This is a genomic window from Lapillicoccus sp., assembly GCF_036559105.1.
In the GTDB taxonomy this organism is placed as follows: Bacteria; Actinomycetota; Actinomycetes; order Actinomycetales; family Dermatophilaceae; genus Lapillicoccus.
The window spans coordinates 1-15,652 of record NZ_DATBTV010000058.1; the positions used below are offsets into that span (position 1 = coordinate 1).

The window sequence follows — 15,652 nt, forward strand, 5'->3', positions numbered from 1 at the left end:
GCGGCGATTCCTCGGTTCGTGTCGTGGCGGACGACGTGAGCTCCGAGCTCGGCCGCGGCGTCGAGGAGTTCCTGGCCGGAGGGGCTGCCGTCGTCGACGACGACGACTTGGGTCACCTGGGGGAGGAGGCCCGCGACGAGCTCCAGCAGGTTGAGGCCGGGCCGGTATGCCGGGACGACCGCGATGACGGCCGGCGGGTCGGCGTCGGGTACCGGCTCCGTCACGCCGGCACCGCCTCGACGACCCCGTCGTCCAAGCCGAGCCAGTCGGCCATCGACGCGAGGTTGCGCAGCAGCGCAGGGCGGGCCTCGCCCGGTGCGCCGGGCTGCCAGGTGACCTGGTTCAGTCGCAGGACGCCGGCGGCGCGGTCGGCCTTGAGGTCGACCCGCGCGACGAGGTTGTCGCCGTAGAGGAACGGGAGCACGTAGTAGCCGTGGACCCGCTGGTCCTGCGGCGTGTAGATCTCGATCCGGTAGCGCAGGTCGTAGAGCGCCTCGGTGCGTTCGCGCTGCCAGACCAGGGAGTCGAACGGGCTGAGGAGCGCTTCCGCGTGCACCCGCCGCGGGATGCGGGCCTCGGCGTGCAACCAGGCCGGCCTGCCCCAGCCGGCGATGGTGACGGGTACGAGCTCCCCGGTCTCGACGAGTCGCGCGATGGCCGGGCGGACCTGGACGGACTTGAGCCGGAAGTAGTCGCGCAGGCAGAGCTCGGTGCCCACACCGTGCGCTCGCGCCGCGAGGCGGACCAGCTCGAGGATCGCGTCCTCCTCGTTCGGCCGGAGGCTCGGGTCGAGCCAGAGGTCCCGGACCGACGCCGGCGCGACCGTAGCCAGCGACGCATACCGGCGTTCGAACTGGCTGGTGCGGCCGGCCGAGCTGAGCTGGCCGGAACGGAAGAGCAGCTCGAGCGAGGTCTTGACGGCCGACCAGTTCCAGCCCCAGTGGTCGCGGTTGCGGGGAGCGTCGTGGGCCAGCGCGACCTCCGCCTCTCGTGAGGTCAGCGGGCCCCGGCGCTCGACCTCGTCGAGGACGGCGTCGACCAGCCCGGGGAACTCGCGGCGGACCGACTGGGCGCCACCCCAGGCCTCCTGATCCGCCCGACGCATCCGGAAGTCGAGCAGTGGCCAGGTGGAGGGTGGGACCAGGCTCGCCATGTGCGCCCAGGACTCGACCAGCCGACGCGGGGCGCGACTGCACGCACGGTCGACCAGGTCGCGGTCGTAGGGTCCGAGCCGCGCCAGGAAGGGGAGGTAGTGGCTGCGCGAGACGACGTTGACGCTGTCGATCTGGACCACCTGCACGCGGTCGATGACGCGCTGCACGTGGCGCATCGTCGCGGCCCACGGCTCGGGTTGGGGGTCCGCGAACCCCTGAGCGGCGAGGGCGACCCGACGGGCTTGCGCGATCGTCAACGTCCGGCCGGCCATGACAGCGAGCCTAGAAGGTCGGTCTGACGGTCAGGCCGAGACGGTCACGACTGGCGCGGGTCGATGATGTTCTGCCGCACCGCGTACATCGCCGCCTCCATGCGGGTGTGCAGCTGCAGCTTCTCGAGGATGTTGCGGACGTGGTTCTTGACCGTGTTCTCGGAGATGAACAGCTGCTGGCCGATGTCGCGGTTGCCCAAGCCCCGGGCGACGAGGCGAAGCACCTCCACCTCCCGTGCGGTGAGCTTCGGCGCGTGCGGGTTCGGCGCCTGCTCCTCCCGACGGCTGATCTGGGCGAACTCGGCCAGCAGCTTCGAGGCCATGGACGGGGAGATGAGGGACTGCCCGGTGTGGACGGCCCGGATCCCGTCGGCGATGTCCTCGCCGGGGATGTCCTTGAGCAGATACCCGTTCGCGCCCGCGCGGATCGCCTCGAAGAGGTCGGACTCCTCGTCGCTGATGGTCAGCATGACGATGCGGCTGGACGGCACCGACTCCTTGATGGCCAAGCAGGCCTCGATCCCCGTCTGCTTGGGCATCCGGACATCCATGAGGATGACGTCCGGCAGCAGCTCCTCGGCGCGGCGCAGCGCCTCGACACCGTCGCCCGCCTCCCCGACGACCTCGATCCCTTCCTCGGCCTGCAGCACCATCTCCAGGCCGCGGCGGAACAGGACGTGGTCGTCGGCCACGAGAACCCGGATCGCCTCGGGCTGGCCGCTCAGGTCCACGCTCGTCACTGCACCGGAGCGCGCCTCGACGGCTGGCGTCCCTTCGCTACCCAAACCGCCCATGTCGGGCATCATTGCACGCCGTCGTCCGTGCCTCGGGTCAGCCGGTCGCCGACCCGACCGAGGCGGTGGCCTGCCCGTCGGAGGCAGCGAGAGCCCCCTGCTCAGGGGTCGGTGCATCGGAGGCGTCGACCTTCAGGTGGATCACGCCGTAGGACCAGCCCCGCCGCCGGTAGACCACGCTCGGCTGGCCGGTGTCGGAGTCGTGGAAGAGGTAGAAGTCGTGTCCGACGAGCTCCATCTGGTTGAGCGCGTCCTCGAGCGTCATCGGCGCACTGGCGTGGACCTTCTCGCGTACCTCGATAGGCGACTCACCCATGGCACCGAAGGCCCCGTTGGCGGCCGGTGTCACTGATGCGTCCTGCGCCCCCGACGGGGCTGCGGAGGTGTCGGCACCACCGTCGGCGAGCCGGCCGGTCGCGCGTGCGACAGACTCCGGCACGCGTCGGCCCGTTCGCGACACCCGCCGACGGTCGGAGGCGCGACGAAGGCGTTCGAAGAGCTTGTCCAGCGCGATGTCCAGCGAAGCGTAGAGATCGTCGGTGCAGGCTTCCGCCCGGATGACCGGGCCCTTGGCGTAGCACGTGATCTCCACGGCGTCGCAGTTGCGGACCGCCTTCTCGTGGGTCACGACGACGTCGATCCGCGAGACTCGCGGCAGGAGATGGGGCACCTTCGAGAGCTTCTCCTCCAGGTGCGTGCGGAAGCGTTCGGTGATCTGGGTGTGACGCCCGGTCACGACGATATCCACGTCGTTGTCCACGTCGTTCTCCTCGCTGTGGGGGATGGTTCGCCTCGGGCCTGGCAGGCCCTCGTCACCGATGGCCCACCTCCCATCCGCCTCAACGTCGGAGTCCTGTCACGACCGTAACCCTTCCGGCCGCCGTGCGGTACCGGAGGGCCGCGGCCGGTCGCGCACCCCACGTCCCCGGACGTGCCCCCGGTCATGCTCGCCCTCCTCGGGCCCGTCGCTGGGTGGCGGCTAGCGTCGCCGCTCCCACGACCAGTCCCCCCTTTGCCCGGACCACGCGGGCCGCCTCGGCCAGGGTCGCACCGGTCGTGACGACGTCATCGACGAGAACGACCATCCGGCCCTGCAGCTCGGCGGCTCCGCCACCGCGCACCGCGTAGGCCCCCGACAGGTTCGCTGCGCGCTCGCGCCGCCCCAGGGTCGACTGGTCGGCAAGCCGGCGCCGAGGCCGCAGGACCGGCAGGACCGGCGGCGAGCCGGGCATGTGAGCGGCCGCCGCCGACACGAGGTCGCGCACTGGGTCGTCCCCCCGCCGGCGGATCGCCTCCCGCGACGAGGGCATAGGCACGACGACGACCGGTCGACCCGAGGCCGCAACGGTGAGCGACTCGGTCAGCAGGCCGGCGAGGACCGGGCGTAGGTCGCGCCGACCGTCGTCCTTGTAGGCGGAGACCAGCTGCCGCAGGACGCCTGCATACGGGCCCCGGCTCGCGACCGGAGGCAGGTGGATGGGTACCGGGTCGGGCATCGAGCGGCGCGGTCGGTCGAACAGGCCGGCCCGCAGGTCGCGGTCGCAGGCGGGGCACACGGGACCCCACGGCTCGTCGCAGGCGGCACAGGTACTGGGTAGAGCCAGGTCGAGCAGGGCCTCGGCCATCGCTCGTCCACCGACGGCGACGGACCGGGTGATGCTGCCGGTCAGGGTCTTGGCACTAGTCATGGCACCACCCTGACCCCCGGCCGGTGGGTGTGCCCCCGACCGTTCGGGACCTGTGGAGGCTGGGACGAGGAGGACACAGGCTGTGGAAGATGGTCCGTTCGGCCCATTTGTGGGGGATTTTGGACAAGTCAGACCCGCGCCCTGGCGTTTTGCCCGAAGATGGACCTCGCTCGGATGGCGGGTCAAACGAGCAGGAAGGGGCATGTGCTCATGGGCGCTCGTCCGGTGCTGTCCACCGGTGCCCGGTGGCGCGTCGCGATCGCCGTGATAGCCCTGCTCGTCAACGCCGCCCACGGCGGGTCTCCCGGCGTCCTGCCCTGGATCCTGCTGGTCCTGGCCTTCGACGTGGCGGCCGGAGCGACCTTGAGCGCTCGCGGCATGCGCGAGCAGGACCGTCGGCTGGCGGCGTACGCCCTGACCGTGGCGGGCGCGGTGGCGGCGGGGCTGGCCCTCGTAGTCGGACCTGGTGCCCTCTTGGCCGGTCTCATCCCGCTACTGCGGGCATGGGAGGAATGGGGCCGGCGCGGGATCTTCGTATGCCTCCCGTCGTACCTCATCCCGGCCGCGGCGGCCTGGACCACCTTCATGGGAGGCCTGGCCGACCTCCGACTGGAGACGCTGCTGCCGTGGCTCGGCATCGCGGTCAGCCTGGGCGCACTGGCTCTGTGGTCCGAGCGACTTGCACCACGTCCCGAGCGGGACGACGCGTTGGCCGACGAGGCGGCGTGGCTACTGTCGCGGCTCGACGGGCTCGCCGGCGAGATGCGGGCCGGGTTCGACCCGGCGACGACGGCTGAGCACCTCCTCGACGCCATGCCCCCTCTGGGGGCCCAGCCGCGGTCCGCCGTGCTCATCGGCGCCCCCACCGACCGACCGGTGCCGCTGGCGCTGCGCGGGTCGCTCCGGATTCCCTGGGGGGACCCCCGCGACGACACCGGCGTGCTCGGGCGCGCTTGGCACGAGGGCAAGTCCGGCTCCGGAGTCCAGGAGGACGGCCGACGCCTCGTCGCCGTCCCGCTGCGTAACACCAGGGGCGACCAGATCGGGGTGGTGGTGGCGGACAGCCTCAGCGATACCGGCGACCACGAGGACCCCTTCCAGACCACGGTTGCGGTGGTGTCTCAGCACCAGGGCCTCGTCGCGGTCGCGCTGGCCTTCGGTGGACTGCGGGAGCGCGCCGGCATCGAGGAGCGCGAACGGCTCGCCCGCCACATCCACGACGGGATCGCGCAGGAGCTGGTGGCGCTAGGGTTCCGCGTCGATCGGCTGAAGCGGCTGCCTGACGACCAGCTGCGCTCGGAGGCCGTCGAGGTCCGCGGGGAGGTGAGCCGCATCCTCGCGGACGTCCGCTCTCACATCGGCGACCTGCGCCTGACGGTGCGACCCGAAGGGGGTCTCGGTGCGGCGATCACGTCGCAGCTGCAGGTGTTCGGAGCGGTGACCGGAGCCGACGTCACGCTGCGCCTCTCCGAGTCTCCGTTCCGGCTTCCCGCCCACGTCGAGACGGGCCTGTACCGCATCTTCCTTGACTTCCTGGCCGATGCGCGCCGCTCCGGCACCCCGATCGAGATGACCGTGACGCTGCGCAGCCAGGCCCCGGACGCCCAGCTCTTCTTGTCCCAATCCGGTTCGAGCACCCTCACCGAATCCGAGCTGTCGAATCACCTGCCCCGGTCCGCGAGGGGCGCAGTCACCGTGGCCTCCACCGGCAGTGGGACAGAGATCTCGGTCCGTTTGACCGCCTCCGAAACCACTCCGGTGCTCGACGAAAGGCTCCCTCAAGCATCATGAACGGCCTCAAGGAGGACCTCGTGTCCCACTCCACAGAAACTCCTGACCGTCACGCAGTGTCGGTTCTCCTCATCGACGACCACCCGCTGGTCCGCGACGGGATCGCCCGCCTCCTCGAGGATGGCGGCCTGACCGTGGTGGGCCAGGCGTCGAACCTCGCCGAGGGAACCAGACTGGTCCAGACCGTCGAGGCGGACGTCATGGTCGTCGACGTCTCCCTGGGCGACGGATCCGGCCTCGACTTGGTGGCCTCGATGAGGTCTCGGCGGCCGCGCATGGGAATCGTGGTGCTCACCATGCACAACGACGACGAGACGCTCCTCGGGGCGCTCGATGCCGGCGCGTCCGCTCTGGTCCTCAAGACCTCGTCTTCGGAAGAGGTCCTGTCGATGGTGCGTCGCGCCGCGTCGGTCCCGGACTCGTTCACGGCCATCGGCCTGGCTGAGGCCTTGCGTCGGCGATCCAGCGTGGTCCGCCCCAACCTCACGGCGCGCGAGCTCGAGGTGCTCGAGCGCCTCGCCGTCGGCGACTCGGTGGCCGGCATGGCCAAGCGGCTGTTCATGAGCGAGTCGACCGTGAAGACCCACATCGCGAAGGTCTACTCGAAGCTCGGTGCGCACAACCGCGCCAGCGCGGTCATGGCCGCCATCAAGCTGGGGTTCGTCAAGTCCTGAGGCGGCGTCCGCCGGTGGTCAGTGGACGGTGAACGCGCTGAGGATGCGGATCACGCCGGGGCCGATGACGACCACCAGCAGTGCGGGGAAGATGCACAGGAGCATCGGGAAGAGGAGTTTCACCGGGATCTTCTGAGCCTTCTCCTCGGCCCGTTGGCGCCGGACGAGCCGCATCTCGCGCGCCTGCTCCCGCAACACACTGGCCAGCGGCAGCCCCAGCCGGTCGGCCTGGACGATGGCGCTGAGGAAGGTGCGCACCTCCGCAGAGGTCGTCCGGTCACCCAAGCCCTGGAAGGCCTGGGCCCGGGTGCGCCCGATCTGGATCTCCGACAGCACCCGGGCGAACTCCCCGGCGATCGGTCCGTCGATCGACCGGGCCACCTGGAGGACCGCTCCGTCGAAGCTCTGTCCGGCCTCCATGCAGACGGTCAGGAGGTCGAGAGCGTCGGCGAGGCCGGTCCGCAGCAGATCTTGTCGATGCAGGCCAGCGTTGTAGACGAGCAGGTCGGGCAGGAAGAGGCCCATGGCCGCCCCTGCCAGCCCACAGAGGGCGCCGGTGAGGGTGAGCCCACCGAGGAGCACGCCTAGGACCCCGCCCAAGAGGAGCCCAAGGCCCTTGGCGCCCAACACGCGCTCGACCGGCCAGTCCGGCGGGTTTCCCGCGACGTCGAGCATCCGCTGGAGCCGTGCGGACGTGCCGCTGGGCGACACGGCGGAGCCCAGCCGCCGGAACCGGTCAACCGCCGGGACGAGGATCCGGTCGCGAGCGGGGAGCTCGTTCTTCGCCACTTGGTCGTGGGTGATCTGACGCTCGATGATGGCCAAGCTGCGCGCTACCCCGGTCGGCTCGTCGGCGCCGATGAAGAGGCCGGCCACGAAGAGGATGGCGACGAAGACCAGCCCGACCCCGGCCAGGAGGAGCAGCTGCGAGGACATCAGACCTCCACCTCGACGACCTTGCGCATCCAGAACACGCCGATGACCATGAGGACCAGGGCGATGACGACCATGGCGATCCCGAACGCGCTCTTCCAGAGCAGGGAGATGTACTCCGGGTTGACGTAGGCCATCCAGAAGAACATCCCCACGGGGAGAGCCACCAGGATCCAGCCCGAGAGGCGGCCCTCGGCCGACAGCGTGCGCACCTGGCGGAACAGCGACTCGCGTTCGCGGAGGGTCTGCGCGGTGACTCGCAGTGTCTCGGCGAGATTCCCGCCCACCCGGCGCTGGATCTCGACGGCCATGCCCGCCCATCGCATGTTCTCGCTGTCCATCCGGTCGGCCATCCTGCTCAGGGCGTCCTCGACGTCAGCGCCGATGCGCGTCTCGGCCATGGCCCGGGCGAACTCCTTCGACGCGGGCTGGGCCACGTCGCGAGCGATCGCGTCGAGAGCCTGAGGCAGCGAGAACCCGGTGGACAGACTGCTGGCGATGAGGTTGAGCACGTCGGGTAGCTGTCGCTCGAACCGCTTGGCCCGACGCGAGGCGAGGAAGCGCAGCACGGCCGGCGGTGCCAGCAGGCCGACCACCGTGCCGAAGGCGAGTCCGACCAGCGTTGCCCACCCGTCGTGCAGGACCACACCACCGATGACGAGGCCCACCACCACGGCCGCGACCCGCAGGACCGCCCATTCCCCCGCGCGCCACGGCAGGTCTGCCCGCTGGAGGAGCAGGGTGGTGCCCGAGGTGGAGCCCCGGCCCTCGACCGCTCGGTCGCCGAGCTGGACGATGTGGCCGGTCAGCTCGCGGAACGTGGTCGTCCGCGGCTCGGACCGACGCGTGCTCGGCGTCACGTACTGGTCGATGGAAGCCAGCCGTTCGCGGCGCTGCGACCGGAACGCCGGTGACATGGCGAGCACGACGAGGGCCAGCGCCGCGAACATGGCCAGCGCCGAGACCACGACCGCCAGCGGAGTGCCGGCCAGCGTGCTCGTGAAGAACGAACCGCTACCGCCGACTCGGCCCGGCAGCGGTGCAGCCACGGCGGGGGGCGCTGTCGTCGGAGTCGGAGTCGGGGCTGGCGTCGTCACACTCGGGGTGGGAACGGGAGGCGGAGGGCCGAAGTCCACGGCGCTCGAGGCCGAGAAGGTGCCGGTGTTGGCGCTGCCGTGCAGGGTCACCGGCTGGGTGCCCGACAGGGAGGTGGGGGTCTTTGCGCTCCACGACACCTGGCTGTCGAGCGCCTTCGCAACGGCGGTGAAAGCCGCGCCGACTGCGGCCGCATTGTCGACCGGCGTGACGGTGCCGCCACCGGCTCGAGCGAGGTACTCGAGGGCGAGGTTGTCCGTGGTGCTGGTCCGGAAGGCGATCACCGCGGTGCGGACGCCGTTGCCGGAGGTCAGCAGCTGCTCGGCCTGTTGAGCGCTCGTCGTGCTCGTGGTGTCCTTGCCGTCGCTGAGCAGGACGATGCTGCGGTCGCCGGTGTCGCCGAGCGTCTTGACCGCCAGGGCGACCCCGTCGTAGAGCGCCGTGTCGCCACCGGACTTCAGGGCGTTGACCGCCGTCTGAACAGCGCCTCGGTCGGACGTCGGGAGCAGGTCCTGCGTCGCCTGGTCGCCGAACGAGACCACCCCCACTTTGACGTCCTTCGGTGCGGTACTCAAGAACTGGGCGACCGAGCTGCGCACGGTCGACATCCCCGAGTCGCGCATCGAGCCGCTCCGGTCGATGAGCAGGATGGTCGAGCGCGCCAGGGTTGAACCGGGCGATCCATCGACCTTGTACTCCTGGCCCTCGACGACGAGGCGCAGTGTGCTCATGTCGACGACTGCCGTATCGGTCCCCGCACTGACCGTCAGCGTGCCGGTGACCGTCCCGTCAGCGCCGCGCTTCACGCTGCTGAGGCTGGCGCCAGTATCAGCCAGCGCCGCTCCGGAGAGCAGCACGACGGCGACCAGGGCTGACGCGGCCACCAGGACTGCGCGCACGACCCGACGCGTCACGCAAAACTCCGCATGAAGATGCTCGACGGGAGGTCGATCCCTTGGTCGTGCAGCGTGGTGGCGAACTTCGGGCGCAGCCCCGTACTCACCAGCCCGCCGCGGAACCGGCCGGTGTTGTCGCGTCCTGCCGAGTAGTCGAAGGTGAACAGGTCCTGGAGGGTGATGACGTCCCCTTCGAGGCCGCTGACCTCGCTGATCGCAACGATGCGACGGCTGCCGTCCCTCATCCGCGCCTGCTGGACGACGAGATCGAGCGCGCTGGCCACCTGGTCGCGGATGGCCCGCACCGGCAGCTCCACTCCCGCCATCAGCACCATGGTCTCGAGCCGGGAGAGCGCGTCGCGGGGGCTGTTGGCGTGGATCGTCGTGATCGACCCGTCGTGGCCGGTATTCATCGCCTGGAGCATGTCGAGCGCGGCACCGTCACGGACCTCGCCGATGACGATGCGGTCTGGACGCATACGCAGGGCGTTTTTGACGAGTTCACGGATGCTGATCTCGCCACGGCCCTCGGTGTTGGACGGGCGGGCCTCGAGCCGCAGGACGTGCCGTTGGCGGAGCTGGAGCTCGGCCGCGTCCTCGATGGTGATGATGCGCTCGTCGTCCGGAATGTAGCCCGAAAGGACGTTGAGGGTCGTCGTCTTGCCCGAACCGGTTCCACCCGAGATGACGATGTTGCGGCGTCCCCGGACGCAGGCCTCGAGAAGGTCACGGGCCTGGGGCGAGAAGGTACTGAACGCGAGCAGGTCCCGGTCGGTGAACGGGTCGGGAGCGAACTTGCGGATCGTCAGCATGGAGCCGTCCAACGCGATCGGCGCGATCACGGCGTTGATCCGGGAGCCGTCCGGCAGGCGCGCGTCGACCATCGGGCTCGCCTCGTCCACGCGCCGACCGACGCGGCCGACCATCTTGTCGATGGTTCGGCGTAGGTGGGCGTCGGAGACGAAGCTCGCCGGCACGGCGTGGATCCGGCCCGCTCGCTCGACGTAGATGCTGCGGGGGCCGTTCACCATGATCTCGGTGATCTCCGGGTCCCGCAGCAACGGCTCGAGCGGTCCGTGGCCGAGAATCTCGTCGGAGACCTCCTGCGAGACGCGCGTGCGGTCGGCGGACGACAGCGGTGTCTGCTCGGCGTCGAGGATCGGCTGGAGAGCCTGCCGCACCCTCGTCTCGAGCTCGGTAAGCAGCATGTTCGGGTCGTAGAGCTTCGGGCCGAGCTGGTCGATCATCGCCTCGTGTACACGAGCCTTGACCGCGTCCACCGGGTCCTCCCGGCCCTTGGGCGCCGCACGCTGACCGTTCTGGGGAGCCGGGGGCTGCTGGGACCGCCGGACGCTGTCCAGCCGCTCGGAAAGGCTCATCGTCGGCTCCCCCTCGTCAGGGCACGAAAACCGGAGCGCGTCTCGCGGGCTGGCGGTGCCGGTTCGTTGCTCGGTCGGATGAACTCGTCGACGAGTTGGCGCAGGGCGACGCTCACGGGATGGCGGGGTTCCTCCAGGAGGATGGCCACCCCCCGGTTGACCGAGGCCGGCACGTCCGAGCTGCTCGGGACCATGACACCGATCTCCTGCTTGATCGACGTCACGACGTCGGCTGGGCGCAGTCCCGCCTTGGCGTCGGACCGGTTGACGACGACCACACGCGATTCGGTGGGGTTTCCGAGCAGGTCGAGGGTGTCCAGGGTCAGCCGCAGGTTCTTCAGGGCGGGGATGTCGAGGGTCGCGAGCAGGATGATCTGGTCGCTGATGTCGAAGGCTGCCAGCACGTGCTCGGTGAAGGCCGGCGGGGTGTCGATGATGATGAAGTCGTACGCGCGTTTGGCCACACGGAGCAGCTCCCCGATCGTCGGGCCTTGCACCCGGTCGGCGTCACCGGGCTCGGCGGGGGCACAGACGGTCTCGAGACCGCTCGCTGGGTGCGTGGTGACGACCGAGGCCAAGCCCTGTTCGTCGAGGTGGCCGGACATAGGGACGAGGTCGGTGACGGTGCGCTCCGGGAGGAGCTGCAGGCTGATGGCGACGTCACCGAAGGCGAGGTCGAGATCAACAAGGAGCGTCCGGCTCCCCGTCGCGGCCAGGTGGGCGCCGAGGTTCGTGGAGAACGTCGTCTTGCCGACCCCTCCCTTGGCCGAGAAGACCGTGACAATGCGTCCTTCGCGCGACCCATGTGGCGCGGCGCCACCCGAGAGCTTGGCCGAGATGTCCCTGCTGTGCCGACAGGCATCGGCGACCGCGGTGAGGTCGTCACTAGGCACGACCTCGCGGACGCCGGCACGAAGCGCCTGCGTGAGCAACGACACGTCGAGTCGGCGGCGCAGCAGGACGACCCCGACGTCCGGACGTTCTACCCGGGTGATCTCCGCGAGCGTGCAGGCCGCGTCGATGTCGATGTCCGGACCGATGATGACCAGCTGTTGCGATTGGTCGCTCTCGAGCACCCGGAGCGCCAGCGAGGCGCTCTCCACCGGTTGCAGCGACTCACCGACCGCCATCGAGTAGCGCTCGGCGGCGCGGGGGTCGTTGTTCCAGAGAATCGCCATCGGGTGCCCTAACGTGGGAAGGCGTTGTCGCCGTTGACCACACCGGCGGGGCCCTTGACGCCGTTGCCCAGCAGGCCGGCGTAGAGCGTGCTTGTCTGCAGGGCGTAGGCCAGTTTCTGGCCCTGTTCCGGCGACAGGGCCACCGTGACGAGGGTCCCGCCCGTCCCCGCCGCGCTCGTTGCCTCGCCCGTTGGTTGGGCCTGGGCGAAGGCGGTCGTCCCGACCGCGATCACCAGGACGTCGTCGAAGAGAACATGGGTGGTCGTGCCGTTCGCCCCGTTGGCGGTTGCGCCACCCCCTGTCGTCGCATACAGCACGATGCGCGAACCGGGCGCCACGAAGGTCCCCACGTGGGCCGGGTCGCTGAGCGGGACCGACATGGCCACCTGGCCCTGAGGGACGCGGATGGCCGTGTTGGCCTGGGGGGTGGTTCCGAACCGGGCGGTGAGGATGTACTCGCCCGGCGGAATGTCGGAAACGGCGACGAGTCCCTTGTTGGCGTCGGTGACGGACGTGAGGATGCCGGCCGGTACCGCCTTGGCCGGAAGGGACGTCTGCACGATCAGCCCGTTCGCTACGGCGTCGTTCAGGGAGGTGCCCAGCGGCACGGCCTTGTCGGACACGAAGACGGTCCGTGGCTCGGCGCCGGCCACCGCTCGTTGGTCGGCCCCGTTGGCGTAGAGCACGACGGCCACCACGCCGAGAACCCCGAGCAGGATGGCAGCGGACATGGCGATCACGCGACGACTCACTATGGTGCTACCTCTCCCTCACGATGGCACGCGCCCGGCAGGGGCCCGTGCCGGCCCCCGCGGCGGCGGCTAGAAGTGCGGAACCGTGCTGTAGAGGGTGAAGACCTGGCTCCCGAGCTTGGCAACGACGAAGACCACCGCCAGGACGAGGACCGCAATGATCAGCGCGTACTCGACGGCAGTTGCCCCCCGGTCGGACGGCGTCGTCTTGCGGCGGAACATCTATACCTCTGGGGGCTGGGATGGCGAGGACACGCGTGACGTGCGGTGTCTCGGTGTCGTCAGGGTGTGCAGGTGCTTCGGCGGCGATGAGTGTCCGGGGCAACGGGCGAGCCGCCCGAGTGGCTCGGCGGTCGGCGTCGGAGGTTCTCATCGGGCGAGCTCCGGTGGGCGAGGGCGGAAGTGGTCGCCGCCTCCGCTCGGGTCACCGGCGGGACGACGTCACGATCCTCACCCGCTGCTGGTTCCGACGCCATAGCCCGTCCGGGCCACGCCGAAGCCGGATCAGAGCTGGCTGGAGACGGAGTTGAACGCGTTGTTGATTTGATTGCCTAGCGTCGCGACGACGGTGATGATCACGGCGGCGATGAGCGCGACGAGGAGTCCGTACTCCACCGCGGTTGCGCCCTTGTCGCGGGTGTGGAGCCGCGTCTGCAGAGTGGCGAAGGCCTTGAGCATGGTGAGTTCCCTTCGTGGTACGAGAAGGGACCGACCGAGCCCCTTCGGATCCATCGTGCCTATTCGGCGGACCTGACACATCACCCGTCACGGCACGCTGCGGGATCCGAACGGACGACCCCGGGGTCGTCCGTTCGGACGATCTCAGGTCCCGCCGACGACGATCTCCGTCACGTTCTCCTGCTGTGCCCACGCGTTACCGGCCCGAAGGAAGGCCGCCTGAGGCGTCATCACGATGAGCCCGCGCACGCCACCGCGCGACGTGAGGCTGGTTGCCGCGGGGAGCTCCTTGATGAGGGTCTGGTCGAGGTCGAGCTGGCCGACGCGGCGTAGCCCGACTCCCTGACCGAGGTCGACCTTGAACGGACGCAGCGCTGCTCCATCCTCCTCGCGGGCCAGCACCGCCATGGTCATCTGGTCCAGCCACATCACGTCGACGAACTGGGTGAGCGGCTCGCCCTGCCGGTAGGGCTCTGCGAGCGAGGTCGCCAGCCCCGCGTCGTTCCGGACGATACCCGCCACGTCGAGGCGGAAGTCGGTGCCGTTGGGCAGCTTGGAGACGATCGCGACCCGGGTGGAGTCGGGCGCCACGCAGAGGCTGACGACCTGCCTCCCGTCGAGCCAGGGCGCCGTGACCTCGGCCGGCCCGCCGGCCAGCTTGGACGCGTCGAAGGTCCAGATCCTGGCTGCACCGGCGGCCTGCCCGGCGACCCAGAGGCGACCGTCCGACGCATACATCGGGTTGGTGAGACCGGTCCCGAACGGTGGCACCGTCAGGCCGGCGCCACCGCGCCATCGGGCCAGCTCGGCACGGCTCGCCGAGACGCCGGCGATGTCGTTGCCGTCGCTGGACATGGCCACGTTGACATACGCCTCGGGAATCTTCGGCAGACCGGGCACCGTCTTCGAGCCGTTGGCCGCCGGCGGGCTGCTCTCGTCGAGGAGCTGCGGGTTGATCCGTTCCAGGGTGTCCTTGGACCGGAGCAGCCCCGCCGTCGCGGGATCGGTCGGCGCGACGGTGAACCCGAGGTCGGACAGCGAGGACACCGCCGTCGGGAGGGAGGAGACCGGGATCTTGCCGATCCCCTGCACCTCGATCGACACCGCCACCACGCCGGGTGCTTGGGTGAGGGTCGCGAGGAACTGCGCCCAGATCGGCCGGCGGCGGGCGGGGTCGATCGTCTGCGCGCTGTTGGTCAGCGTCACCGTCGCGGTCCCCGTCGGGTCGACCTGGACCGCGTCCACGGCCAGTCGGGTGCCCTGCGGAATCGCCGTGTCCACGACGCCGGTCAGATACGCGGGAACGGCGGCGAGCTGGGCTCGAGCGAGCGCGGTGGGTAGCCGGGGGCCGACCGGGAACCATCGGACGTCCGGGACCAGCTCCTTTCGTGCTGTCAGCACGTAGTTGACCTCGTAGGGCGCGAACACCCGGTCGAAGTCGTCGGTGTTGAGCCAGAGACCGAAACCGTCGTCCGGGAGCTTGATCCGCCACTCCCCGTCGACCTTGGTCATCCCGAATACCGCCGACACCAGGGTGCTGGGCGGGAGCTCGCGGTAGTGGCCCGTCTCGTCGATGGTCGCGACGGCGGTGATCGTGAGCCGCACCTGGTCCGAGGGCAGCGGTTCGATCGTCAGCGGCGTCCGGGAGTCGTAGACCGTGGTGGCCAGCGCAGTCGGCCGCCAGAGGTCCACCGATCCGGGAGCGAGGTACGAGCGACCGACCACCTGCTGGTCGTCGCCGGTCTCCTGGAAGGCCGCGCCGGACCGGATGAAGTCGCGCGCGATGACGTCCGGCGAGGACCCGACCGCAGGCGGGAAGACGACGATCCGGGCTCGAGGGGCGACGTTGTCACCGATGCGCCGGCCGTCGACGACCTCGCTGGAGCGCGGGATCCCACAGCCGGCCAGAGCGACTCCGCAGAGGAGGGCCACCAACCCCACCCGGATCCGGTATGCGACGCGACCCGCGGTCATGGAGTGCCTCGTACCCCAGCGGCTGTCGTGCGTTCGCTCGTCGCCGGCGCGGCTGCATCGGTGGCGGAGGCGGGGTCGGCCGCGGCGCGCACCCGCCGCAGGATCGCGGTCTCCGGCTCGGAGCCCGACGGCCCGAGCGGTAGGCCGGACACTCCCGACCGGGTGACCAGAACATCGCCGATCAAGGGGTTGAGCGGCAGCGGCGAGGACTCGAGTGACTCGCCGGCGCGGCGGGGAAGGGTGAGCCGGAAGCAGGAGCCCTCTCCGGGCGCCCCCCAGGCCTGCAGCCAGCCGTTGTGGAGACGCGCGTCCTCGAGGGAGATCGCGAGGCCCAGTCCGGTCCCACCCGTGGTGCGGGCGCGTGCGGGGTCGGCCCGCCAGAACCGGTTGAAGA

16 protein-coding genes are annotated in these 15,652 nt (G+C 70.3%); 2 read left to right on the forward strand and 14 right to left on the reverse strand.

The window, feature by feature from the left end; translation table 11 throughout:
• From VIG79_RS07820 to VIG79_RS07840, 5 genes are all read right to left on the reverse strand, one after another.
• On the reverse strand, window positions 1–224 hold a 224-nt coding region (locus tag VIG79_RS07820), incomplete at its 3' end, for a glycosyltransferase (protein ID WP_331884292.1).
• Window positions 221–1,426: a winged helix-turn-helix domain-containing protein gene (locus VIG79_RS07825; protein WP_331884294.1), complete on the reverse strand. Its 1,206-nt coding sequence runs from the start codon at window positions 1,424–1,426 to the stop codon at window positions 221–223. The genes VIG79_RS07825 and VIG79_RS07820, both read right to left, overlap by 4 nt.
• Before the next feature lie 44 nt (window positions 1,427–1,470).
• Window positions 1,471–2,220, reverse strand: coding sequence for a response regulator transcription factor (locus VIG79_RS07830; protein WP_331884296.1), 750 nt, complete (start codon window positions 2,218–2,220; stop codon window positions 1,471–1,473).
• Window positions 2,221–2,257: 37 nt separating this feature from the next.
• Window positions 2,258–2,980 (reverse strand): ribosome hibernation-promoting factor, HPF/YfiA family, encoded by a 723-nt coding sequence (gene hpf / locus VIG79_RS07835; protein WP_331884299.1) that lies wholly within the window; start codon window positions 2,978–2,980, stop codon window positions 2,258–2,260.
• 181 nt (window positions 2,981–3,161) lie between these two features.
• Entirely contained in the window at window positions 3,162–3,908 is a 747-nt protein-coding gene (locus VIG79_RS07840) for a ComF family protein (RefSeq protein WP_331884301.1), read from the reverse strand.
• 210 nt (window positions 3,909–4,118) lie between these two features.
• Here VIG79_RS07840 and VIG79_RS07845 point away from each other — a divergent pair, with 210 nt between their 5' ends.
• Entirely contained in the window at window positions 4,119–5,699 is a 1,581-nt protein-coding gene (locus tag VIG79_RS07845) for a sensor histidine kinase (protein ID WP_331884303.1), read from the forward strand.
• A gap of 56 nt (window positions 5,700–5,755) precedes the next feature.
• Complete coding sequence (locus tag VIG79_RS07850; RefSeq protein ID WP_331884306.1) at window positions 5,756–6,373, forward strand: response regulator transcription factor; 618 nt, start codon at window positions 5,756–5,758, stop codon at window positions 6,371–6,373.
• 18 nt (window positions 6,374–6,391) lie between these two features.
• Here VIG79_RS07850 and VIG79_RS07855 read toward each other — a convergent pair whose 3' ends face one another.
• From VIG79_RS07855 to VIG79_RS07895, 9 genes are all read right to left on the reverse strand, one after another.
• Window positions 6,392–7,309 carry a type II secretion system F family protein gene (locus tag VIG79_RS07855; protein WP_331884308.1) on the reverse strand — a complete coding sequence of 306 codons (918 nt, stop codon included), beginning with the start codon at window positions 7,307–7,309 and terminating at the stop codon, window positions 6,392–6,394.
• The gene (locus VIG79_RS07860; protein WP_331884311.1) at window positions 7,309–9,315 is read right to left on the reverse strand and encodes a VWA domain-containing protein; all 2,007 of its coding nucleotides are present in this window, start codon (window positions 9,313–9,315) and stop codon (window positions 7,309–7,311) included. Before VIG79_RS07860 ends, VIG79_RS07855 begins: the two co-directional genes overlap by 1 nt.
• A complete protein-coding gene (locus VIG79_RS07865) occupies window positions 9,312–10,676 on the reverse strand; it encodes a CpaF family protein (protein ID WP_331884314.1) in 1,365 nt (454 codons plus the stop codon). Before VIG79_RS07865 ends, VIG79_RS07860 begins: the two co-directional genes overlap by 4 nt.
• Window positions 10,673–11,854: an AAA family ATPase gene (locus VIG79_RS07870; RefSeq protein ID WP_331884317.1), complete on the reverse strand. Its 1,182-nt coding sequence runs from the start codon at window positions 11,852–11,854 to the stop codon at window positions 10,673–10,675. The genes VIG79_RS07865 and VIG79_RS07870 overlap by 4 nt, the downstream gene beginning before the upstream one ends.
• Window positions 11,855–11,862: 8 nt before the next feature.
• Window positions 11,863–12,585, reverse strand: coding sequence for a Flp pilus assembly protein CpaB (gene cpaB / locus VIG79_RS07875; RefSeq protein WP_331884320.1), 723 nt, complete (start codon window positions 12,583–12,585; stop codon window positions 11,863–11,865).
• 90 nt (window positions 12,586–12,675) lie between these two features.
• Entirely contained in the window at window positions 12,676–12,828 is a 153-nt protein-coding gene (locus VIG79_RS07880; RefSeq protein ID WP_331884323.1) for a Flp family type IVb pilin, read from the reverse strand.
• Window positions 12,829–13,110: 282 nt separating this feature from the next.
• On the reverse strand, window positions 13,111–13,284 hold the full coding sequence (locus tag VIG79_RS07885) for a Flp family type IVb pilin (protein WP_331884326.1): 174 nt from the start codon (window positions 13,282–13,284) through the stop codon (window positions 13,111–13,113).
• Between the two features lie 144 nt (window positions 13,285–13,428).
• Complete coding sequence (locus tag VIG79_RS07890) at window positions 13,429–15,258, reverse strand: LpqB family beta-propeller domain-containing protein (RefSeq protein ID WP_331884329.1); 1,830 nt, start codon at window positions 15,256–15,258, stop codon at window positions 13,429–13,431.
• Window positions 15,255–15,652: ATP-binding protein (locus tag VIG79_RS07895; RefSeq protein WP_331884332.1), on the reverse strand; the 398-nt coding region annotated here is incomplete at its 5' end. The genes VIG79_RS07890 and VIG79_RS07895, both read right to left, overlap by 4 nt.

Bases quoted from the DNA above. Each gene is read 5' to 3' on its own strand.
- VIG79_RS07825 (WP_331884294.1), bottom strand. From the start codon at position 1,426: ATGGCCGGCCGGACGTTGACGATCGCGCAAGCCCGTCGGGTCGCCCTC.
- VIG79_RS07830 (WP_331884296.1), bottom strand. From the start codon at position 2,220: ATGGGCGGTTTGGGTAGCGAAGGGACGCCAGCCGTCGAGGCGCGCTCC.
- VIG79_RS07840 (WP_331884301.1), bottom strand. From the start codon at position 3,908: ATGACTAGTGCCAAGACCCTGACCGGCAGCATCACCCGGTCCGTCGCC.
- VIG79_RS07845 (WP_331884303.1), top strand. From the start codon at position 4,119: ATGGGCGCTCGTCCGGTGCTGTCCACCGGTGCCCGGTGGCGCGTCGCG.
- VIG79_RS07855 (WP_331884308.1), bottom strand. From the start codon at position 7,309: ATGTCCTCGCAGCTGCTCCTCCTGGCCGGGGTCGGGCTGGTCTTCGTC.
- VIG79_RS07865 (WP_331884314.1), bottom strand. From the start codon at position 10,676: ATGAGCCTTTCCGAGCGGCTGGACAGCGTCCGGCGGTCCCAGCAGCCC.
- VIG79_RS07870 (WP_331884317.1), bottom strand. From the start codon at position 11,854: ATGGCGATTCTCTGGAACAACGACCCCCGCGCCGCCGAGCGCTACTCG.
- cpaB (WP_331884320.1), bottom strand. From the start codon at position 12,585: ATGTCCGCTGCCATCCTGCTCGGGGTTCTCGGCGTGGTGGCCGTCGTG.
- VIG79_RS07880 (WP_331884323.1), bottom strand. From the start codon at position 12,828: ATGTTCCGCCGCAAGACGACGCCGTCCGACCGGGGGGCAACTGCCGTC.
- VIG79_RS07885 (WP_331884326.1), bottom strand. From the start codon at position 13,284: ATGCTCAAGGCCTTCGCCACTCTGCAGACGCGGCTCCACACCCGCGAC.
- VIG79_RS07890 (WP_331884329.1), bottom strand. From the start codon at position 15,258: ATGACCGCGGGTCGCGTCGCATACCGGATCCGGGTGGGGTTGGTGGCC.